Annotated in this window: 12 protein-coding genes and 1 other annotated feature; of the genes, 7 read left to right on the top strand and 5 right to left on the bottom strand. The window is 45.9% G+C overall.

The features are described 5' to 3' along the window. Positions 1–9: 9 nt before the first annotated feature. The 3 genes from gltB (ACE1OE_RS06930) to gltB (ACE1OE_RS06940) form a co-directional block, all read right to left on the bottom strand. The gene (gene gltB / locus ACE1OE_RS06930) at positions 10–4473 is read right to left on the bottom strand and encodes a glutamate synthase large subunit (protein WP_449210558.1); all 4464 of its coding nucleotides are present in this window, start codon (positions 4471–4473) and stop codon (positions 10–12) included. A gap of 454 nt (positions 4474–4927) precedes the next feature. Next, the gene (locus ACE1OE_RS06935) at positions 4928–6397 is read right to left on the bottom strand and encodes a glutamate synthase subunit beta (RefSeq protein ID WP_372059238.1); all 1470 of its coding nucleotides are present in this window, start codon (positions 6395–6397) and stop codon (positions 4928–4930) included. After that, entirely contained in the window at positions 6397–10944 is a 4548-nt protein-coding gene (gene gltB, locus ACE1OE_RS06940; protein WP_449210559.1) for a glutamate synthase large subunit, read from the bottom strand. Before gltB (ACE1OE_RS06940) ends, ACE1OE_RS06935 begins: the two co-directional genes overlap by 1 nt. Positions 10945–11471: 527 nt before the next feature. Between gltB (ACE1OE_RS06940) and ACE1OE_RS06945 the strand changes: the two genes are divergently transcribed. The 3 genes from ACE1OE_RS06945 (at position 11472) to ACE1OE_RS06955 (ending at position 15303) form a co-directional block, all read left to right on the top strand. Continuing rightward, a complete protein-coding gene (locus ACE1OE_RS06945; RefSeq protein ID WP_102468359.1) occupies positions 11472–12410 on the top strand; it encodes a TIGR01212 family radical SAM protein in 939 nt (312 codons plus the stop codon). A gap of 68 nt (positions 12411–12478) precedes the next feature. After that, complete coding sequence (gene arcB / locus ACE1OE_RS06950) at positions 12479–14830, top strand: aerobic respiration two-component sensor histidine kinase ArcB (protein WP_449210560.1); 2352 nt, start codon at positions 12479–12481, stop codon at positions 14828–14830. A 2-nt stretch (positions 14831–14832) separates the two neighbouring features. Further along, on the top strand, positions 14833–15303 hold the full coding sequence (locus ACE1OE_RS06955; protein WP_102468361.1) for a hypothetical protein: 471 nt from the start codon (positions 14833–14835) through the stop codon (positions 15301–15303). Positions 15304–15397: 94 nt separating this feature from the next. Here ACE1OE_RS06955 and arcA read toward each other — a convergent pair whose 3' ends face one another. Then, entirely contained in the window at positions 15398–16114 is a 717-nt protein-coding gene (arcA, locus tag ACE1OE_RS06960) for a two-component system response regulator ArcA (protein ID WP_102468362.1), read from the bottom strand. Between the two features lie 802 nt (positions 16115–16916). Here arcA and ACE1OE_RS06965 point away from each other — a divergent pair. Next, positions 16917–17399 carry a putative 4-hydroxy-4-methyl-2-oxoglutarate aldolase gene (locus tag ACE1OE_RS06965; protein ID WP_102468363.1) on the top strand — a complete coding sequence of 161 codons (483 nt, stop codon included), beginning with the start codon at positions 16917–16919 and terminating at the stop codon, positions 17397–17399. Here ACE1OE_RS06965 and ACE1OE_RS06970 read toward each other — a convergent pair. Next, positions 17396–17866 carry a ribonuclease regulator gene (locus ACE1OE_RS06970; RefSeq protein ID WP_102468364.1) on the bottom strand — a complete coding sequence of 157 codons (471 nt, stop codon included), beginning with the start codon at positions 17864–17866 and terminating at the stop codon, positions 17396–17398. The two genes, ACE1OE_RS06965 and ACE1OE_RS06970, sit on opposite strands and share 4 nt — an antisense overlap. 275 nt (positions 17867–18141) lie before the next feature. Beyond that, positions 18142–18260 (top strand) — a sequence feature (Thr leader region). A gap of 29 nt (positions 18261–18289) precedes the next feature. On the opposite strand from ACE1OE_RS06970, the gene thrA reads away from it, so the two are divergent. The 3 genes from thrA to thrC are packed head-to-tail and all read left to right on the top strand — an operon-like array spanning position 18290 to position 22993. Then, positions 18290–20749: a bifunctional aspartate kinase/homoserine dehydrogenase I gene (gene thrA, locus ACE1OE_RS06975; protein WP_102468365.1), complete on the top strand. Its 2460-nt coding sequence runs from the start codon at positions 18290–18292 to the stop codon at positions 20747–20749. 1 nt (position 20750) lies between these two features. After that, positions 20751–21713, top strand: a complete 963-nt coding sequence (thrB, locus tag ACE1OE_RS06980) for a homoserine kinase (protein ID WP_102468366.1) — start codon at positions 20751–20753, stop codon at positions 21711–21713. Beyond that, on the top strand, positions 21710–22993 hold the full coding sequence (thrC, locus tag ACE1OE_RS06985) for a threonine synthase (RefSeq protein ID WP_102468367.1): 1284 nt from the start codon (positions 21710–21712) through the stop codon (positions 22991–22993). Before thrB ends, thrC begins: the two co-directional genes overlap by 4 nt. Positions 22994–23320: the final 327 nt, after the last annotated feature.

Here is a 23320-nt window from a genome sequence, read left to right on the forward strand (position 1 = left end):
TCCTTGCCATTATTGGGCTTGAACGCGCAGCTCGGCGGCGCTTCGGCTTTGGTGACCCAACAGCGTACGCAAATCGGCCGCTTTCGGTTTAATCAGGTAGAACTTCGGAATCCATTCATCAAAGTTCGCCAATATATTTTCTGCATGCACTGATCCGGTTTCCTCAAGGTGCTCTGCTATCAATCCACGCAAGTGCTCTTGATGGATATACAAGTCGGCCAGCGCTAAAGCCTCGACAGATTCTGTGTTTACTCGACCATTAAAGTCCTCATTGGTATCGAGCACATAGGCAAACCCGCCAGTCATGCCTGCGCCAAAGTTAACGCCTGTCGCACCTAAAATCGCGACGATACCCCCAGTCATGTATTCGCAGGCATTGTCACCAGCGCCTTCAACGACGGCAATGGTGCCAGAATTTCGAACGCCAAAGCGCTCACCTGCGGTCCCTGCTGCAAACAGTTTCCCACCGGTTGCTCCGTAGAGGCAGGTGTTGCCGATGATGGTGGCTTCATTACAGACAAATGTGGTACCCACGTGAGGCTTTATCGTAATTTTCCCTCCTGCCATGCCTTTCCCTACATAATCATTGGCATCGCCAGTGAGATAAATGTCGACCCCACCGGCGTTCCAAACGCCAAGCGATTGGCCTGCGGTTCCGTCAAGATGAAGTTCAATGGGGGAGCTGGCCATGCCCTGATTGCCATAACGCTTAGCGATCTCGCCCGAAAGTCTAGCGCCCAGCGAGCGGTCAGTATTGCGGACGTTGTAGTAGAAACTCGATGACTGCCTTGATTCAACCGCATCAAGGGCATCTTCGACAATTTGACGATTCAGTTCAGCCTTGTCGAACGGGTGGTTGGGCTGAGTCCAATACAACGGCAGTTGTTGCGAAGAAACAGGCGAGTCTAGAATACCAGACAGATCAAGCTTACTTTGTTTGGCCGTTAGCCCCTCTGTGACGTCTAATAAGTCCGTTCGACCAATCAGGTCAGTGAGTTTTTCTACGCCAAGCTGTGCAAGCAGTGCTCTCACTTCTTCGGCTAACCCTGTGAAATAGTGGACAACCATTTCTGGCAGTCCCTTAAAATACTCATTACGCAGGGTTTCATCTTGAGTCGCCACCCCTGTCGCGCAGTTATTGAGGTGGCAAATCCGGAGAAATTTACACCCCATCGCGACCATAGGTGCGGTACCAAAACCAAAGCTTTCTGCGCCCAAGATTGCCGCTTTGACGACGTCAAGGCCGGTTTTTAAGCCCCCATCTACTTGTAGGCGGATTTTGTGCCGCAAGCCATTAACGACTAGGGCTTGTTGGGTTTCAGCAAGCCCTAGCTCCCAAGGGCTGCCTGCGTACTTAACTGAAGTTAGTGGGCTCGCAGCCGTTCCCCCGTCATAACCGGAAATAGTGATGAGGTCGGCATAAGCCTTAGCCACGCCGGTGGCAATCGTGCCCACCCCAGGTTCTGAGACCAGTTTGACGGAAACGAGCGCTTGCGGATTGACCTGCTTGAGATCGAAGATCAATTGCGCAAGATCTTCAATGGAATAGATGTCATGGTGAGGAGGCGGAGAAATCAAGGTAACGCCTTGCACGGAATAGCGTAATTTTGCTATTTCAGCGGTGACTTTATGGCCGGGTAGTTGACCGCCTTCGCCGGGCTTAGCACCTTGTGCGACTTTGATTTGCAGCACATCGGCATTGGTGAGGTAGTGGGGGGTGACACCAAACCGACCAGAGGCAATTTGTTTGATTCGAGAATTACGAGTCGTGCCAAATCGACGAGGATCTTCCCCGCCTTCTCCCGAGTTGGAGTAGCCTCCAAGTTGGTTCATCGCCATCGCAAGTGCTTCGTGAGCCTCGGGACTTAACGCGCCGATCGACATTGCAGCAGAGTCAAAACGCTTGAATAGGTCGCTGGTGGGCTCAACGGCAGTCAAAGCGAGTGGGGTGGCGATGGATTTTAACGTCATTAAATCTCGCAGCATCGCGATGGGGCGAGCATTCACTTGTTTGGCAAATGATTGATAGTCTTGATTATCACCAGTTTTTACCGCGTGCTGCAGCGTGCTCACAACGTCAGGGTTATAGGCGTGATATTCACCACCATGGACATATTTAAGTAAACCACCTTGTTCAATGGGTTTGCGCTTTGTCCATGCTTTACGAGATAAGTTGAAGATATCTTGTTGGAAATCGTCAAAATTTGCGCCTTGAATACGAGCAGTTACTCCCTTGAAACAAAGGTCAACGATGTCGTTATGGAGCCCAACGGCTTCGAAAAGCTGCGAACAACGATATGACGCCACCGTTGAAATACCCATCTTCGACATAATCTTATATAGGCCTTTGTTGATGCCATTCTGGTAGTTTTGCATCACGACGCGATAGGGTTTATCGAGTGCGCCATCATCGATCATCTTGCCAAGTGCTTCATACGCGAGATACGGATAAATGGCCGTTGCGCCAAAACCAAGTAGTACCGCGAATTGGTGTGGGTCACGTGCGGTGGCGGTTTCAACTAAAATATTGGCATCACAGCGAACGTTGGCATCAATGAGGCGGGTTTGTACAGCGCCAACGGCCATAGCCGCCGGTATTGGAAGGTGGCCTTTGATTAGGGCTCGGTCGGAAAGCACTAATAACACCGTGCCTTCTTTGACGGCTTTTTCTGCCTGATCACATAAATTGAGTAATGCCTGTTTAAGGTCGTAGTGCTGCGGATCAAAGTTGATGTTGAGTACGGAATGTTGATAATGCTGGTCACTGAGTTGGAGCAGTTGCTGCATATCAGAGTGAAGCAAGACGGGAGAACCAAAAGCAACACGATAAGCGTGCCCGTCCGTTTCGCAAAATACGTTCATCTCTTGTCCGACGCTGGTGGCCAGTGACATGACGTGTTTCTCTCGAAGCGGATCGATTGGCGGATTGGTCACCTGAGCAAATTTCTGCCGGAAGTAGTCAGTGATCAGCCTTTCTTTGGATGATAATACCGCCATTGGGGTGTCATCGCCCATTGAACCTACCGCTTCTTGACCCATATCACCGAGTACCCGAAGGACTTGATCGGTTTCTTCATTGCTCATGGCGAATTGTTTTTGGTAAGTACTCAACAAGTTTGCATCAAAGTCTCTCTGACCAATATCTTCATCAGGTAGCTCAGAAAACGGTGTTAATTTATGAACGTTGTTGTCCATCCATTCGCGATATGGGTGGCGACTTTTTAGGTCGTTATCGATCTCTTCTGAATGCCAAAGCTTACCATCTTGTGTATCGACGACGAGCAATTCGCCTGGCCCGACCCGACCTTTTTCTACCACTTCATCTGGGGCGTAATCCCAAATTCCCACCTCTGAAGCTAGGGTGATGAGGTTATCTTTTGTGATGACATAGCGAGCAGGACGCAAGCCATTGCGGTCGAGATTACAGGCCGCGTAGCGACCGTCTGATAATACGATACCTGCCGGTCCGTCCCATGGCTCCATGTGTTTGGAATTGAAATCATAGAAGGCGCGAAGGTCTGGGTCCATATCTGGGTGGTTTTGCCATGCTGGTGGTACTAGCATTCGCATGGCTCTAAATATGTCCATACCGCCAGATAAAAATAGGTCAAGCATATTGTCGAGACTTGATGAGTCCGACCCCGTTTCGTTGACAAAAGGCGCGGCGGTTTGTAAGTCAGGTAATAGGGGAGATGCAAATTTATAAGCTCTCGCTTTTGCCCATTGACGGTTGCCTTCAATAGTATTGATCTCACCATTGTGCGCCAGATATCGGAAAGGTTGTGCCAGCGGCCAGCGGGGCTGAGTATTGGTGGAAAATCGCTGGTGAAACAAACAGATCGCCGATTCCATGCGAAGATCGGCGAGATCGAGGTAGAAGCGAGGAAGATCCGCAGGCATGCACAGCCCTTTGTAGACGATCACTTGGGTGGACAGGCTACAGATGTAGAATTCACTGTCATCACTGGTACGTTTTTCAATACGCCTGCGAGCAATATATAAACGACGTTCAACATCTTGTTCACGCCATCCTGCTGGTGCTGATATAAAGACCTGCATGATGTTGGGTAGGGAATCGTTCGCAATGGGGCCTAAGACCGCTGGATTTATTGGTACGGCTCGCCATCCTGAGATCGTCAGTGTTTCTTGAGCTAACTCCTGAGCAATCACGTCTTTGGTTGCTTGTGCTTTAATCGGGTCATTGGAGAGAAACAGCATACCGACAGCGTACTGCTTCCCTAGATTCCAATGATTTTCTTGGCCAAGTAGTCGAAAATAGCTGTCGGGTTTCTGTAGCAATAAGCCGCAGCCATCCCCAGTTTTTCCATCCGCCGCGATGCCACCTCGGTGTGTCATTCGGTCAAGTGCTGAGATAGCCGTTCGTACTAATTTGTGGCTGGGTTGACCTTGCATGTGAGCAATAAGGCCAAATCCGCAGTTGTCCTTTTCAAGACTTGGGTCATAAAGAGCCATGGTCTTTCTCCCTTTGAACGTGCTGTCGTCCTGACAGTAAATTGATGCTTTTTAATGGTTTTTTTTATTATAAGAATCAAAATTCCATGAATAATACATTTAACATATAGTGCGATTTTATTTATCAACAACGTCACAAGCTAATGCTTATGGCGATAAACGTCAAGTTTTCAGAAATTAGTCTCGTATAAATAAAAAAAACCATGCATTTATCTGCTATGGCTATGGCTATGGCTATGGCTATGGCGTTATGACTTGTTGATATTGTGTAGAAACGTAGTTAGTGATAACGAATTAAATAGCAAAGAGTAGGCAGAGTACGCAGTAAGAGGGCCATCGCTGCAGTTTTTTTGGTTACGACTTGTGGCTAGGTAAACAAAAAAGGCCAGCATAAGCTGGCCAAATTAGGAAGGAAATCTGCTGGCTGCTTATTCGCGCAGCCATGCATGTACCTTTAAGCGGAAAGCATTAAAGAATTTGCTTTTGCTTCAAGGTTGGTATTGCCCATTAGGAATTCATCAACAGAGCGTGCACACTCACGACCCTCATTGATGCAGCGAACAACCAAAGATTGGCCAGTACGCATATCACCCGCGGCAAATACGCCTTGTTGGTTAGTTTGGAAATCTTGTGTCGCGACATTGCCACGATCGTCAAGTTTTATATCAAGTTGCGCTAAAACACCGGTTGGTTCAGGGTGTAAAAAGCCCATTGCAAGGAATGCCAAATCACATGGAATGACACGCTCGCTGCCTGCTACTTCGTCAAAGCCTGGGCGTTCGCCTGGTTTTGCATCCTGCCATACGATATCGGCAATGCGTAGCCCAGTGACTTCACCTTTGTCATTACCAATAAACTCTTTGGTTAAGATGTTCCAATGACGTTCGCAGCCTTCCTCATGAGAGGTGGTTGTTTTCATGATCATTGGGTACTGTGGCCATGGCATGTTTGCAGGGCGTTTCTCTGGTGGGATCGGCATGATTTCCACTTGAGTAATGCTGCTAGCTTTATGACGATTTGAGGTGCCCACACAGTCGGAGCCCGTATCACCACCACCAATTACCACGACGTGTTTGTCTTTGGCGTGAATCTCTTCGGTTTTCAGGTCCATATCGTTAGCACGACGGTTGTTTTGACCTAAGAAATCCATCGCAAAGTGGACGCCTTGTAGCTCTCGACCCGGGATCGGTAAATCACGAGGTACCGTTGAACCACCAGTCAGCAGAACAACATCAAAGTCTTGACGCAACTGTTGGGCGTTGATCTTGACGCCGATATGAGCGTTGACTTCAAATTTCACACCCGCATCCGCCATCAAATTGATCTTACGATCGATAACGTCCATGCCAAGTTTAAAATCAGGAATTCCAAATCGCAGTAGGCCACCCACTTTCTCATCACGTTCAAAAACGGTCACAGAGTGTCCAGCGCTGTTAAGTTGTTCTGCAGCGGCAAGACCAGCTGGGCCCGATCCAACAATCGCGACCGTTTTGCCGGTACGGATACGCGGCTTCTTCGGTTTGGCATAGCCTTCACGATAGGCTGTCTCTACGATGGTTTTCTCGATATTACAGATTGTAATAGGATCTTGGTTGATTCCTAATACACAGGCACTTTCACAAGGTGCAGGGCAAACACGACCAGTGAACTCCGGGAAGTTATTGGTTGAGCTTAGGATGTTCCAAGCTTCTTCCCAGCTGTCGCGGAAAACCGCGTCATTGAATTCTGGAATAATGTTGCCAATAGGGCAGCCGTTATGACAAAACGGCACACCACAATCCATACAACGAGATGCTTGAGTATTGATTTTGTCACCAAACTCTTCGTTAAGCACAAACTCTTTGTTGTCTTCAATACGAACCGATGGATCGAGTTTGCTAGGCAACTCGCGACCATGTTCTAAAAATCCAGTAGGCTTACCCATTATACTGCCTCCACTTCTTCCGATTGTGCCTGTTGTGCTTCAGCTTTACGCTTTTGAAGTACCGCTTTGTAATCACGCGGCATGACCTTAACTAAAGAGGTTAGGTTTGCTTCAAAGTTTGCAAGGAAAGACTGAGCAACTTCACTTCCTGTGAATTCAACGTGCTTAGTTAGCATATCAAGTAGAAGATCTTTATCTTCTTGCTCGATTGGATCTAGGTCAACGAGCTCAGGGTTAAGCTTGGTTTCAAAGTCACCAGCTTTATCCCAAACATAAGCCACACCACCACTCATACCGGCAGCAAAGTTACGACCCGTTGAACCAAGGATAATTGCCGCGCCACCTGTCATGTATTCACAACCGTGGTCACCAACACCCTCAACAACAACCTTCGCACCAGAGTTACGAACACAGAAACGTTCACCAGCCATACCGCGAATGAAAGATTCACCTGAGGTCGCACCGTAGAAACATACGTTACCCACTACGATGTTGTCTTCAGCAACGATAGAAGATTTCGCATCTGGGTACAGTACCAAAGTACCGCCAGACAGACCCTTACCCCAGTAATCGTTCGCGTCGCCTTCTACTTCGAACTTAACGCCTTTCGCAAGGAACGCACCGAAAGATTGGCCAGCACTACCGTGGAACTTAACGTTCATTGGTTGTGGTAAACCTTGGTCTTTATAAACCTTCGAGATTTCGTTAGACAGCATGGTACCCGCAGAGCGGTCCGTGTTGATGATAGGGAAGGTTGCATTTACAGCTTCACCTTTCTCAAGCGCTGGAATTGCGGCTTGAATCAACTTACGGTCTAGAACATCTTCTAGGTTGTGGTTTTGTTTTGTCTGGTTGTAGATACCATCTTCTTCACGAGCCTGCTCAATGTGCAGTACCGGTGTTAGGTCTAGGTTCTTGTACTTCCAGTGGCCGATGTCGTCACGAACTTTAAGTTTGTGCGATTGACCAACCATCTCATCAATAGAGCGGAAGCCAAGTTCAGCCATGACTTCACGTAGGCCTTCAGCCATGTATTGGAAGAACGTCACTACGTCTTCTACGCGGCCGTCGAAACGCTCACGCAGAGTCTTGTTCTGTGTTGCGATACCAACAGGACAGGTATTCTTGTGACACTTACGCATCATGATACAACCTTCAACAACCAATGCTGCGGTTGCTACGCCCCATTCTTCAGCGCCAAGTAACGTGGCGACTGCAAGGTCACGTGGTGTTTTCATCTGACCATCAGACTGAACAACGATACGATTACGTAGGCCGTTTTTCAGTAGTGTTTGGTGAGTTTCCGCTAGACCCAGTTCCCAAGGCAGACCGGTGTGACGGATAGAAGACATCGGAGATGCACCCGTACCACCATCAAACCCTGCGATAAGTACCACGTCAGCTTTCGCTTTCGCTACACCTGATGCAATCGTACCTACGCCAGCTTCCGATACTAGCTTCACGTTGACGCGGCCGTTACGGTTGGCGTTTTTCAGATCGTAGATCAGCTGAGCCAAATCTTCGATAGAGTAGATATCGTGGTGTGGCGGTGGAGAAATAAGACCGACGCCCGGAGTTGAGTGACGCGTTGCACCAATCCAATCATCAACCTTGTCACCAGGTAGTTGACCACCTTCACCAGGTTTCGCCCCCTGAGCCATCTTGATTTGCAGCTCATCAGCGTTAGATAGGTAGTAAGATGTCACACCAAAGCGACCTGAAGCCACTTGTTTGATAGCTGAACGTTCCCAATCGCCGTTTTCTTTGCGTTCGAAACGAGCAGGGTCTTCACCACCTTCACCAGAGTTCGATTTTGCGCCAATACGGTTCATCGCGACTGCTAGAGTAGAGTGAGCCTCATGTGAGATTGAACCAAAGCTCATCGCACCCGTTGCGAAACGCTTGAGAATTTTCTCAATAGGCTCGACTTCCGCTAGGGGAATAGAGCCTGCCGGGTTCTTGATGAAATCAAGTTGGCTACGTAGGGTTGCTGCGTTGTCGCCTTGAGCATCAACAGCGTTCGCGTACTTTTTAAATTGACCGTAATCTTTGTTACGCGTCGATTCTTGAAGTAGAGAAATCGTTTCTGGGTTGAATAAGTGTTTCTCGCCACGTTGTTTCCACTGGTAAACCCCACCAACATCAAGTATTTGAGCTGGGATTTCACGAGTAGGGTAGCCGACACGGTGACGAACTAATACTTCGCGAGCGATATCATCGATCGTTAGACCTTGGATACGTGAAACCGTACCAGTGAAGTACTTTTCAACCACTGATTTGCTAATACCAAGAGCTTCAAAGATTTGAGCGCCGTGGTAAGACTGCAGTGTTGAGATGCCCATCTTCGAGAAGATCTTCAGTAGGCCGCCGTTCACACCTTTACGGTAGTTATCGAACAACTCACGTGGGTGAAGGCTTGGGTCTAGCTTCTTAGTACGTTGTAGCTCAACAATTGTCTCGATGACTAGGTATGGGTTAACAGCGTTCGCACCATAACCAATAAGCGTTGCAAAGTGGTGTGTTTCACGAGCATCGCCCGTCTCAACCACGATGTCACACTTGGCACGTAAACCTTTACGGATGAGGTGATGGTGAACCGCGCCCACAGCCAGCATTGCTGGAATTGCAGCGTGGTTAGAATTAACGGCACGGTCTGTAAGCAAGATGATTGAGTAACCATCGTTCACCGCATCTTCTGCATATTGGCAGATACGTTTTAGTGCGCGTTCTAACTTGCCAGGCTCTTCGTTTGCTTGGAATACGATATCTAGCGTCTTCGCTTGAAGGTGCTCGTTATCGATAGCACGAAGTTTTTCTAGCTCAGAGTTAGAAAGAACAGGCGACTCAAGTTCTACTTTTTGACAATGTTCAGGGGTTTCTGCAAGGAGGTTCTGATCTTTACCTAGGTAAGTATTCAGAGACATCACCATACGCTCACGAATCGGGTCGATTGGTGGGTTGGTTACTTGTGCAAACAACTGCTTGAAGTAGTTTGAAAGGTGCTGAGATTGGTGAGAAAGAATCGCTAGCGGCCAGTCGGCACCCATTGCAGAAAGTGGCTCGTAGCCGGTTTTTGCAAGAGGGAGAATGATTTCATTCACTTCTTCCGAGCTAACACCAAATGATTGCTGTTTATGCAACAGTTTCTCTGGTGATGGCTGACTGAATTCGTTGCTCGCATCCGGCAGTTTTTTCAGGCTAAGTAGGTTTTCTGATACCCATTTCTCATATGGCTGCGCTTTAGCGATATCGTCTTTCACTTCTTCATCAGAAATGATGCGACCTTGCTCAAGGTCAGCAACGAAGATACGACCTGGCTGCAAGCGACCACGATATTCAACGTTTTCTGGTGCGATTTCTACCACACCCGACTCAGAGGCCATTACCAGGAAGTCATCTTTTGTCACTGTGTAGCGAGACGGACGCAGACCGTTTCGGTCAAGCGTTGCACCAACTTGTACACCATCGGTAAAGCAGACTGAAGCAGGGCCATCCCATGGTTCCATGACGTTAGCGTGGTATTGATAGAACGCACGACGTGTTGGATCCATATTTTTGTTTTCTTGCCATGCTTCCGGAATCATCATCATCAAGGCATGTGGCAGGCTGCGACCAGAAAGAACTAGGAGCTCAAGTGCCATATCAAAGTTAGATGAATCTGAACTGCCTTCTTGGCAGATCGGAAGCAGCATGTCGATTTCAGCTTGTGAGAACAGATCCGATTCAAGGATTGCTTCACGGGCTTTCATCCAGTTGAGATTGCCTCGGACCGTATTGATTTCGCCATTATGTGCGATGTAACGGAATGGCTGTGCAAGACGCCAGCGAGGGAATGTGTTGGTAGAAAAGCGAGAATGCACGAGTGCAAGCGCAGTCACCATAGTTGGGTTTTGCAAATCGAGGAAGTACTGAGGCACCTGCTCTGTAGTGAGCTGACCTTTATATACCAGTGTCTTATAAGACATTGAGTTAATATAAAAATCATCACCAATATTTGAAATGCTCTCTAGGCATACACGAACGGTATAATTACGTAATACATAAAGCTTACGCTCAAGTTCTTCAGGCGTAATGCCCGGACCACCTGAAATAAAGACATGCTCAAACTGAGGTTCAGTACTTAGAGGATCGGTACCAATCATAGAGTTGTCGGTTGGTAGAACACGGTAGCCAATAACTTCAAGGTCAAGGCGCTGTGCATTGCGTTCTAGAATATCGCGACATTGTGCGCGTTTGTGCTCATCCTTAGGGAAAAGAACAACACCAACACCGTATTTTTCAAAAGAAGGTAGCTTGATGCCAAGCTTAACGGCTTCTTCTAAAAGAAATTCATGGGGTTTTTGCAGTAGGATACCAGCGCCATCACCACTACATGGATCACAGCCTTGTCCGCCTCGGTGTTCCATGCGAGCCAGCATGTCTAAGGCTTGGGTTACTACATCATGCGATTTACGGTTTTTAAGGTGAGCAACAAAACCGATACCACAAGCGTCATGCTCCAGTTCTGGAGTATACAGACCCTGTGTATTCTGCTCTCTATCTACCATAGATACTTCCTTCCAGTTAAATCCAGGCACAACAAAAGTGTGTGATTGTGCCTTGTCCTTTGTAATTCTGATTCTTGACTGCCAGAGGGGGCAGTGTCGATTCCATTCTGCATCTCGCAGGAAAAGTGTTGCGAGAAAAACAATCCGTGGTGATATCCCTCATCGTATACTCACTTTTTAGTGAATTATTTTGGCGGGAATGGGATATCGCCTTTCATTCTACTGATTCAAGCTGTAATCCTAACAGCAGATCGAGCAAAATTGTGTAAGTATCCTACAATTTTGTTCTCGGTAATTCCAACGAAAGTTTCTCTTGTAACCCATTTTTTTTATTTAAAATTGAATACAATCGATAACAAAAAGCTAACAATTGCCGATTTATTGTTGTTTTTGTGCATATTTATTGATTTTGATTAAGTCGATGTCATGGCCACGTTGCTACTGTGCCTGGTTTTATTTTGCAGGGATGTAATTAAATTTCAAAAATTAGAGTGATAGTCATTCTTATTTAATTGAGTTGGTTTGATATGCAATTACATGAGTTAGTTAATACGATCGGTCAAGATCTCCAGCGTCGCTATGGCGAAAAAGTACATAAATTGACCTTGCACGGCGGGTTCAGTTGCCCTAACCGGGATGGGACCATAGGGCGAGGAGGGTGTACATTTTGTAATGTGGCATCGTTTGCTAATGAAAACACCAGAATTCAGTCTATCCATGAGCAGCTTAATGACCGAGCGGGCGAGGTGAAGCGGGCCAAGAAATATTTGGCTTACTTTCAGGCATACACCAGTACCTATGCCGAGGTTCAAGTTCTCAAAAGCATGTATGAAGAAGCGCTTAAATATGCGGATATCGTCGGGTTGTGTGTGGGTACACGGCCAGATTGTGTCCCTGATGCGGTCTTGGAGTTACTTGCTGATTATGTAGAGCAAGGTTTTGAAATTTGGTTAGAGCTTGGACTGCAAACGGCACACAATCAAACGTTGAAGCGGATAAACCGCGGTCATGATTTTGAGGTGTATGATGCCATCACTAAGCGTGCTCGTGCGCTCGGCATCAAAGTGTGTACTCACCTTATTGTCGGCCTCCCTAAAGAAAGTAAACAAGATAACCTCGAGACCCTCGCTAAAGTGCTGGCAACGGGAACGGATGGTATTAAGTTGCATGGCTTGCATATTGTCGAGGGGAGCACCATGGCAAAAGCTTGGCATGCAGGGCGCTTAGAAGCCCCTGAGCTGGACTTCTATCTTGATGTAGCCAGTGAGATGATTCGGCGAACCCCTGCCGATATCGTTTTTCATCGTGTTGCCTCCTCAGCTCGAAGACCGACGTTGCTTGCGCCGCTGTGGTGTGAAAACCGTTGGTTGGCGATGACCGAGCTTGGCAAGCGGCTGTCTTTGTCAGGTTCACAAGGCTCTTTGATTGATAATGCCTTTGTTTATCACAAACCTACTCTCAAATAATTCGCCATTCGTGTGATGCAATGGGGTAAGTGATACACTTAGCCGAGTTGTTACGCACGGAGTGCTGAATGAAGCCCATCAAAAATCTTGCCCAATACTATGTCGACCTTTTGGTAAAGCTCGGCATTGTTCGTTTTTCTATCTTACTGGCACTTGCTTTAGTGGCCCTCGCCGTTGTGGTACAGGTTGCGATTACCCTTGTCCTGAATGGCAGAGTGGATGATATTGATATTGTTCGCTCGGTCTTTTTCGGCTTATTGATCACCCCGTGGGCGGTCTACTTTTTGTCGGTTGTCGTTGATCAGCTTGAAGAGTCGCGCCAGCGATTGGCAAAGATGGTCTCTAAATTAAAAGACATGCGATCTCGAGACCAAGACCTCAATATTAAGCTTCAACAGAACATCAGTAAGTTAAATCTCGAGATTGAAGAAAGGCAAAAGGCCGAAGATGCGCGAAAAGAAGCGATAAAAGATCTCGAAAATGAGGTGTACCAGCGAGAGCGGACACAGCTCGAGCTTGCAGAGCGGACAGCCTTACTGCGTTCATTTATTGATGCCTCTCCGGATTTGATTTATTACCGAAATGCAGAAGGGGTCTTTTCAGGTTGCAACAAGGCCATGGAAGAGCTTACCGGTAAAAAGGAAAAAGAACTCGTTGGGTTGACGCCTTGGGACGTGTATTCCGAAGAAATCGCTGAACAAGTTGTAGAGACCGATCATAAAGTCATGAGCAATAATCAAGCCCTGACTTATGAGCAATGGCTAGAATATCCCGATAGCAAGAAATGCTATTACGAACTGCGAAAAGTGCCATTTTACAGCAAAGATGGTCGCCACCTTGGCCTGGTTGGTTTTGGTCGCGATATTACAGAGAGAAAGCGTCATCAAGAGTCTCTAGAAAAAGCGAGTCGAGATAAAACAACATTCATATCAACGATTAGCCATGAATTACGTACCCCTCTTAACGGTATCGTCGGGCTAAGCCGAATGCTGCTTGATAGTTCTTTAGATCAAGAGCAACGCAATCATATGCAAACCATTAACGTCAGTGCGATTACTCTGGGCCATATTTTCAACGATATTATCGATATGGATAAGTTTGATCGCCGTAAGCTAGAGCTGTATCCAGAGGCGCTTAATTTTGACGATTTTATCATCGAGATAGAGAGCATCTCGGCCTTGATGGCTGAGCAAAAAGGATTACGTTTTGACTTAGAGCGGCTCACTGATCTGCCAGTCGGCATTAGTGTTGATGCGACACGATTGCGACAGGTGATCTGGAACCTTGTCAGTAATGCGATGAAATTCACCAAACAAGGTGGTGTGGTCATGACGGTCAGCGCGGATGTTGTTGATGGGATGGCGCATATCATGATCGAGGTTGAGGACACAGGGGTCGGGATTCCTCAAGCTGAAGTCGATAAGATTTTTGCTATGTATTATCAAGTTAAGTCTAAGAAAGACAACTTGCATGCGGTTGGAACAGGGATCGGTCTTGCGGTCTCTCAACAGTTAATTCATATGATGGACGGTGATATTACGGTCGATAGTGAGGAAGGGTTTGGCAGTACATTTACGATATCGATTAGCGTTCCGTGTGTCGACACCCTTCAATCAGAAGAGCGCATAGTAGAGTCTCAAAAGGGGTTGAATATTTTCATGCTTGAGGATATTGAGCTCAACATCACTGTTGCGCGTAGCCTATTGGAAAGTCTTGGTCACACGGTGACAGTGGCGATGTCCGGTCAAGAGGCCATCGATCTATTCCGGCCGGAAGATTACGATCTTGCCTTGCTTGATATTCAGTTGCCCGACATGAGTGGTTTTGATGTCGCTCAGCATTTCCGTGAAGCCTATGACTCTCTCCCCCCTTTGGTTGCTCTGACGGCGAATGTTATCAAGAACAAAAAGGATTACCTTGAACAAGGAATGGATGACGCAATTAGTAAGCCTTTAAGTGTTAAGGCGCTTACGGATGTCATTACTAACTTTGCTACTCCGACTGAATATAAATCGATAGAAGTCACAACGCAAAAGGATGAAGAATTGATGAGTAATAATAGTGAATTATACGAACGATTGCTTGATATCGGAATGCTTGATTCATACGTTGATATTGTCGGAACAAAGCCCGTTTTTGCTAGCATCGAGATGTTTGAAGAAATGATGCCCGGTTATATGGAGATTTTGCAATCAAACATGACGGCAAAGGACCAGCCCGGTATTACCTCTGAAGCTCATAAAATAAAAGGGGCGGCAGGGTCGATTGGCTTGAAAAGAATCCAGTCTGTAGCGCAGAAAGCTCAGTCGCCAGATTTGCCAGCATGGTGGGAGAACATTGAAGATTGGATTGAAGAAATAGAAAATGAATATCGCAATGACATTCAGGTATTAAAATCTTGGCTAGAAAGTAAGGGTTAATAATGAAAAAAACGATCACAACAATTGCATTGGCAATTGTGCTTGGTGGGTGTTCGTCATCGTCAGTGATGGATAACGACATGTGGATTGCAAAAGATACCGCAATGGTTGAACAACAAGCTATTTCATTGTCAGCTAACCTGTGGATTGACATGATGCCGAAGATTGGTGAAACACAGCCGTTGATGAAAGAGCAAATGCTTCATGGTGCACTTAATTTGAGTACCGAAAGTCAGTTACCAGCAGATATGGACGCAGTAAAAGTCGTGCTAAGACAAGATGGCGAGACATGGACATTGGATTCTGAGGATTTTGAGCTGCGTAACCATAGCGAAGAACAGTGGGAAATTGCATTTAAATGGCAGCTAGCCTTTAATAATTCCAAACCAATGGATGTGGCAGTGCTTCTGGTCAATAGTGACAAAGAGATTTGGTTGACGAATCAACAGGTGATGGTCGACACCGTCTATTGAGTCGGGTTTGACTGAGCAATGTCATGTTATTTGAGCTCAAATCGCCAAAAATAAAAAGGGACGTATGCGCGTCCCTTTTTTAAACTTTCAAATTTTACTCTTCAAGGTCGCCACAAAAACGGTAGCCTTCACCGTGAATAGTAGCAATGATTTCTGGTGTTCCAGATACTGACTCGAAGTGCTTACGAATACGACGAATCGTCACGTCTACAGTACGATCGTGAGGTTTTAGTTCACGGCCAGTCATCTTTTTCAGCAGGTCAGCACGAGTTTGGATTTTGCCTGGGTTTTCACAGAAGTGAAGTAAGGCACGAAACTCTGAGCGTGGCAGCTTGTAGCCATCACCGCTAGGGCTAACGAGTGAGCGGCTGTTAATATCAAGTATCCAGCCATTGAATTCGTATTTTTCTACGCTACGCTTCTCTTCTTGAGACACGTTAGTGCTCATAGAACGATTCAGAAGGTTGCGTGCACGAATAGTCAATTCACGTGGGTTAAATGGTTTAGTGATGTAATCATCTGCACCAATTTCCAAACCAAGAATTTTATCGACTTCATTGTCACGTCCCGTTAGGAACATAAGTGCGACGTTAGCTTGTTCTCTAAGCTCACGAGCGAGAAGTAGACCATTTTTACCTGGCAGGTTGATATCCATGATAACTAGGTTAACTGAATTATCGGTTAAGACCTGATGCATTTCTTGACCGTCACTGGCCTCGAATACAGCATATCCTTCTGCTTCAAAAATGCTCTTAAGAGTGTTACGTGTTACTTGCTCATCTTCAACAATAAGAATTTGCGGGCTTTGCATTGGCGGTACCTAAATTAAACTTGTGATAAATCTGTCTGTAGTAGAATAAATTCTAGGCAATAAGTTAACATAAAGGTAATGTTTCTTGGATGTTCTGCTTACAATCAGAGAAACAGTTACGATATGAGTCGCCATCCATGAAGCTGCCAATTAACGAGAAATCCCTTTAATCTCTTATTATTCCGCTAGGTCATTGAGGCGAATTCTAATATGTTAACAGCATGCTAACAATGGTCAAATGTTAATTACTTGCAGTTTGTTGATTTAAATCAATCGCTGACTTGTAACAAATATTAATAGTAGTAGGTAAATTGACCACTGCTATTAATATGTGTGTTAATGCCTAATTGAATGTTTGTTGTGCAACATGATGCGTTGGCTAGTGTCTCCGTCAATGACGAGATATTTTGAGGCGATTGACGTTTTAAACCTAAAATAAAAAATAATTTAATGTTAATTTTATAATTAAAAACAATGGCTTGCCTTTGTTTTTTTATGGGTTGCTCCTTGCCGATACTCAATGCTAGCCTACGTGGTTATATCGATAATGGCATTTACATGATCAAAGATTTGCACGATTAATAGTTCTGTTTTATGCGGAAATTCTAACTAAATGTAATGAAGCTCACGGATAATGCAGGAAAAGCATAGCGCTCTTGTTGTGCAGGAGAATCGTTTAAAAAATTTAGATTTATTGGGTAACAAAGTGACCGTTGAGTGGTCAAACACCCAATAAGTGACAAGGATTTTTAGTTTAGCACTCTCTAAAGGCGCGCCTATTGAGTGACATCACGGAGGAAAAATGAGAGATATCACACCGGATATTTGTGACCAACACGAAGACAAAGTGACATTGTTGGATTTGCCATTGCAAAACTTTGGGCAACGGGCGGCCTTTTGGGGCGAGATAGTGACGATCCGTTGTTATCATGATAATTCCAAGGTACGCGAAGTACTTTCCCAAGATGGAACGGGAAAAGTGCTGGTTGTGGATGGCAATGGTTCTTGTCAAAAAGCCTTACTAGGTGATCAATTGGCCATCATGGCTATTGAAAATAACTGGGAAGGCGTGATCGTAAATGGGGCGATTCGAGATGTTGCTATGATGTCCGAAATGGACCTTGGCGTTAAAGCGTTGGGAGCGAATCCTTTTAAAACAGAAAAACGGGGTGCTGGCGATGTCAATGTTACGCTGACCATGAGTAATCAGATTGTTCAGCCAGGGTATTATATTTACTCGGACTGGAACGGTATTTTAATCTCTAAAGAAGCGTTAACGTTCTAGAATCGAAAGCCTAGGCCGACCTCAACGCCTTGTTGGACTTTTTCAAAGTCAAAGGTAGCGTGGACGTCTAGGTTTTCTGTCAGCCTCATTCTGCTTGATATTTCTGCAGCCATCCCGGCTTGTGTGATGTCATCTTCTTCATATTGGTACCCTCTTAGGGTACTTTTGACCGAGATTCGTTCTGATACTTGATAACTCATGCCACTAAGTAGTCCTTTGTCACTTGATTCATCAGAGTTATTAAGTCGCGCCCCGATATAAATATCGACAGACTCAAATAGCGAATAGGAATAGCCACTGTCTACGTTCCATTGATCGATGCCGTCGCTCGAGGATTTGCTATCGGAAGAGAGAAAGAAATTATGTGGGGATGCGTTATGCTTGCCAGGCAGCGCTGGCAGTTCGACGGCTTGGACCATACTGGATGATAATAATACGAACAAAGCAGACACAATCATTGCTTTCATAGCACCACTCCTTGTTCGTCATTATTATTTTATATTTGTCCATTAATTAAAGCACAAGATCTAATCAAAAAGTTGTAAATGTATATAGCAATTGGCGATTTACTCATAACGTTACAGTATATAGATTTCATAAGTGTAGGTTTTCAAGCACTGGCTATGATTTCATTGTTTATTTGATAAAAGTACAGATTTTGATTGACTACTCTACAGAAAGTGCGGTAAACGTATGGGTAAGCACATTAGAAAGTTTGTAGATAACCCTATGTATAGAAACCAGCTCGTAGTAATGACCACCACCATTATTATTACCGACATAACCATTGTTGGGGCAGGCTGGTAGACGGAAGAAATTCAAGAACAAGGCCTGTATCAACAAGATACGGGCCTTTTTTTTACCTGTTTTGAGTATTTCGGGAGGAAAGGATGCGAGTACTAAAATTTGGAGGCTCATCGTTAGCCGATGCTGATCGCTTTTTACGAGCGGCAGACATTATTGCCAACAATGCCCAACAAGAAGATTTAGCGGTGGTGCTATCTGCGCCAGGGAAAACAACCAATAAGTTAGTCGCGATTATTGAAACCGCGTTAAAAAATAGCGAAGTCGAGCTTCAGATCTCTGAACTGGAAACGGCGTTTAACGAATTATTTTCTAATATTGAATCTGTACTTCCTAACATACAGCGTGCTGATTTTGACAATCAGGTAAAAACCTCTTTATTCCAACTGCATCAATTCGTTCATGGTATCCGTTTACTTGGTACTTGTCCGGCTCATGTTAATGCCCGCATCATTTCCAAAGGCGAGCGCATTTCAATCCAGTTGATGAGAGCAGTCCTAGAAGCGAAAGGTCAAGCGGCGGCATTGATTGATCCGGTTAAGTATCTTTATGCCAATGATGACTATCTAGAAGCAATGGTAGATGTTGGTATTTCAACACAAAACTTCAGATCAAACCCATTGACCGAGGGTGTCGTGCACATCATGCCTGGTTTTACGGCAGGTAACGCGAAGGGCGAGTTAGTCACACTTGGGCGCAATGGCTCGGATTATTCAGCTGCAGTACTGGCAGCCTGCTTACGAGCGGACTGTTGTGAAATTTGGACTGATGTCGACGGGGTATACAATTGTGACCCTCGATTAGTGGATGATGCACGCTTGCTGAAATCACTGAGCTACCAAGAAGCGATGGAGTTGTCTTACTTCGGTGCATCGGTACTTCACCCGAAAACCATTGCTCCAATTGCTCAGTTCCATATCCCATGTTTGATTAAAAACTCGTTTAACCCTCAAGGCGCAGGCACGCTGATCGGTCAAGACACCGGTGAAGATAACCTGCCAATTAAAGGTATCACCACCTTATCTAACCTGATTATGGTTAACGTCTCTGGGCCGGGTATGAAAGGTATGGTCGGGATGGCTAGCCGTGTCTTTGGAGCCATGTCATCAGCAGGTGTCTCTATTGTTCTGATTACACAGTCTTCATCTGAATACAGCATCAGCTTTTGTATCGAAGAAGAAGACAAGCTAAAAGCGTCTCAAATCCTTGAAGAAACATTTGATCTAGAACTCAAAAATGCACTGCTTGAGCCTGTCGAGTTTATGGAAGACGTCGCAATTGTCACCTTAGTTGGTGATGGTATGAGAACCTCTCGCGGGGTGGCATCACAGTTCTTTTCGTCATTAGCTGAAGTGAATGTCAATATTGTTGCCATTGCACAAGGCTCTTCTGAGCGCGCCATTTCTGCTGTTATACCAGAAGATAAGATCTCAGAAGCGATCAAAGCGTGTCATGAGAATTTGTTCAATTCTAAACACTTCTTAGATGTGTTCGTTGTTGGGGTTGGCGGCGTCGGTGGTGAGTTGGTTGATCAAATCCAACGTCAGCAAACAAAACTGGCAGAAAAAGGTATTGTTATTCGAGTATGTGGCCTTGCCAATAGCAAAGGCGTACTTCTCGACGGTAAAGGCTTACCGCTTGATCAATGGCGAGATCGCATGGGCGATGTGACGGAGCGATTCAGCGTCGCTGGATTAGCCGCGCTCGTTCAGCGTAATCATATTATTAACCCAGTATTGGTGGATTGTACCTCGAGTGAAGATATTGCCAATCAATATGCCGAGTTTTTGGCCGCTGGTTTCCACGTAGTGACACCTAATAAAAAGGCCAATACATCAAGTATGGCTTATTACCACCAACTTCGAGACGTTGCACGCAGCTCACGTCGTAAATTGATGTATGAGACAACAGTAGGGGCGGGTTTACCTGTCATTGAAAACCTGCAAAACCTGATATCAGCAGGGGATGAGCTGGAAAAATTCAATGGTATTTTGTCGGGCTCATTATCGTTTATCTTCGGTAAGCTGGATGAAGGGCTAACACTAAGCCAGGCCACCAATGTTGCTAAGGATAAAGGGTTCACTGAGCCTGATCCGCGTGATGACTTATCCGGTATGGATGTTGCTCGTAAACTGCTAATTCTCGCTCGAGAGTCGGGAATGGCGCTTGAACTTGAAGATGTGGAAGTGGATCAAGCGCTGCCGCCGGGTTTCGATGATTCAGGTTCGGTTGATGATTTTATGGCTCGCTTACCTGAAGCCGATAAGTACTTCTCTCAGTTAGTCGCGGATGCGGCGAAAGAAGGCAAGGTACTTCGATATGTGGGTGAGATTGCCGATGGCAAGTGCCGTGTTCGTATGGCCGCTGTCGATGAGAACGACCCAATGTACAAGATTAAAGATGGTGAGAATGCCTTGGCATTTTATAGCCGTTATTATCAACCGATTCCATTGGTGTTGCGTGGCTACGGCGCCGGTACAGAAGTAACTGCGGCCGGTGTCTTTGCCGATGTTATGCGTACACTTGGTTGGAAGTTGGGGGTATAAAATGAGTCAACGTGTTGTTGTTTATGCTCCAGCGTCGATCGGCAATGTCAGTGTTGGGTTTGATGTGTTGGGTGCTGCGGTCTCACCAATCGATGGAACCTTGCTAGGGGACTGTGTTGAAATTCAAGCATCAGAATCGCCTTTCGAGCTTTCAACTAAAGGACGATTTGTCGATAAGTTGCCCGTTGATCCACAAGAAAACATTGTCTATGACTGTTGGAAAGTGTTTGCGAGAGAGCTAGATAAGAAAGGTGTGGCGCTTCAATCCATCCATATGACGCTAGAAAAGAACATGCCGATTGGCTCTGGACTAGGCTCAAGTGCTTGTTCTATCGTTGCGGCCTTGGATGCGCTTAACCAGTTTCATGGCAATCCACTTGACGAAACGGAACTGCTTGCCTTAATGGGTGAAATGGAAGGGCAAATTTCTGGTGGTATCCATTATGACAATGTGGCACCGTGTTACCTAGGTGGTGTACAGCTTATGCTGGAAGAGCTTGGTGTTATTAGCCAAGAGGTACCTTGCTTTGATGACTGGTATTGGGTCATGGCGTACCCAGGGATCAAGGTATCGACCGCTGAAGCGAGAGAAATTTTGCCGTCGCAGTACCGCCGTCAGGATGTCATCGCTCACGGACGCCACCTTGCAGGCTTTATCCATGCTTGCCATTCCGGTCAGCCTGAGTTGGCTGCAAAGATGATCAAAGACGTCATAGCGGAACCGTACCGAGCTAAATTGCTTCCCGGTTTTAGCAAGGCGCGAGAGTATGCTGCTAGTGCGGGAGCGCTAGCGACAGGTATTTCAGGCAGTGGGCCGACCTTATTTAGTATCTGTAAAGAGAAAGATGTGGCTGAGCGTGTTGCTCGCTGGTTAGAAGAAAATTACGTACAGAATAACGAAGGATTCGTGCATGTTTGTCACTTAGATAAGCAAGGTTCGAAAGTAACAGGAAGTCAGCTATGAAGCTTTACAATATCAAAGAAAACGATGAACAAGTCTCTTTTGGCCAAGCCGTCCGTCAAGGACTAGGGCGCAATCAAGGGCTGTTTTTCCCTTCTGAATTACCGACATTCGACGATATCGATGCGCTGTTAGCTGAAGATTTTGTTTCGCGCAGTGCGAAGATTCTGTCGGCGCTGATTGGAGACGAGCTGTCCAAAGAGAAAGTAACAGAATTAGTTGATGCGGCATTTCAGTTCCCAGCGCCAATCAAGCAAGTCGAAGATGGCGTATACGCCCTCGAGCTTTTCCATGGACCAACGTTAGCCTTTAAAGATTTTGGTGGTCGCTTCATGGCGAATTCACTGGCTGCGGTTTCTGATGGCGGTAAAATCACCATCTTGACGGCAACCTCTGGCGATACTGGCGCTGCCGTTGCCCATGCGTTTTATGGCATGGAAGACATCAATGTTGTTATCTTGTACCCAAATGGCAAGATAAGCCCACTGCAAGAAAAGTTATTTTGCACACTAGGTAAAAATATCCATACCGTAGCGATTGATGGTGACTTTGATGCATGTCAAGGGTTAGTCAAGCAGGCATTTGACGATGCTGAATTGCGCAAAGAAATTGGGCTAAATTCGGCGAACTCAATCAATATCAGTCGATTAATGGCGCAGATTTGTTACTACTTCGAAGCCGCTTCTCAGCTCAGTAAAGCACAGCGTGATAATCTAGTTATCTCCGTACCAAGCGGTAACTTTGGTAACCTTACTGCTGGCTTGTTAGCGAAAGCACTCGGGCTTCCAATTAAGCGTTTCATTGCGGCGACGAATGAGAATGATACGGTTCCACGTTACCTTGAAACAGGCCAATGGGCTCCTAAGCCTACAGTGGCGACAACATCGAATGCGATGGATGTGAGTCAACCTAATAACTGGCCACGTATTGAAGAGCTTTGCCAGCTAAAAGGTTGGGGCCTAGATACACTGGGTAAAGGCGCAGTAACGGATGAGCAAAGTGCAGAGTCGGTGCGCGTTCTGAATGATAAAGGCTACCTATGTGAACCCCATGGTGCGATCGCTTACCGTGTGCTTGGTGAGCAGTTGCAAGCCGATGAAACTGGCTTGTTTTTGTGTACGGCGCACCCGGCAAAATTCAAAGAGGTCGTGGATGATATCCTAGGCACTGATATTGAGTTACCGGCACCACTGGCTAAACATGCCGCGATGGAACTGTTGTCAGAAGAACTTGATAATGACTTTGAAGCACTAAAGGTCATTCTTCGACGCGTACAACAATAAAATAGATAAAAACGGCGTTCTGCGTTGTTTGAATTCGTAAATCGAACGCCTGTTTGTTAAATGATATCGATTAGAGATATCGTTTAACAAACAGGCGTTTTTTTCTGAAGGTAATCGTAATGACGCTGAATCTAGAGAGTAAATCGAGAGTTAGTTAAATAAATAGCAAGCACATTCATGAACATTTGCGAGATCGTAAACGCTTAAAGGCATTAAAAGCGTAAAAAATAGTTTCAGGAAGTGAAATAGGCTTTACTCAATGAGCGTTTTTGGTATCCTAGCGCCGCTATCAAGTTGATAGTTTCCTCGGAGATACCTATGAACAAT

The sequence above is a fragment of the Vibrio sp. E150_011 genome (assembly GCF_053544015.1).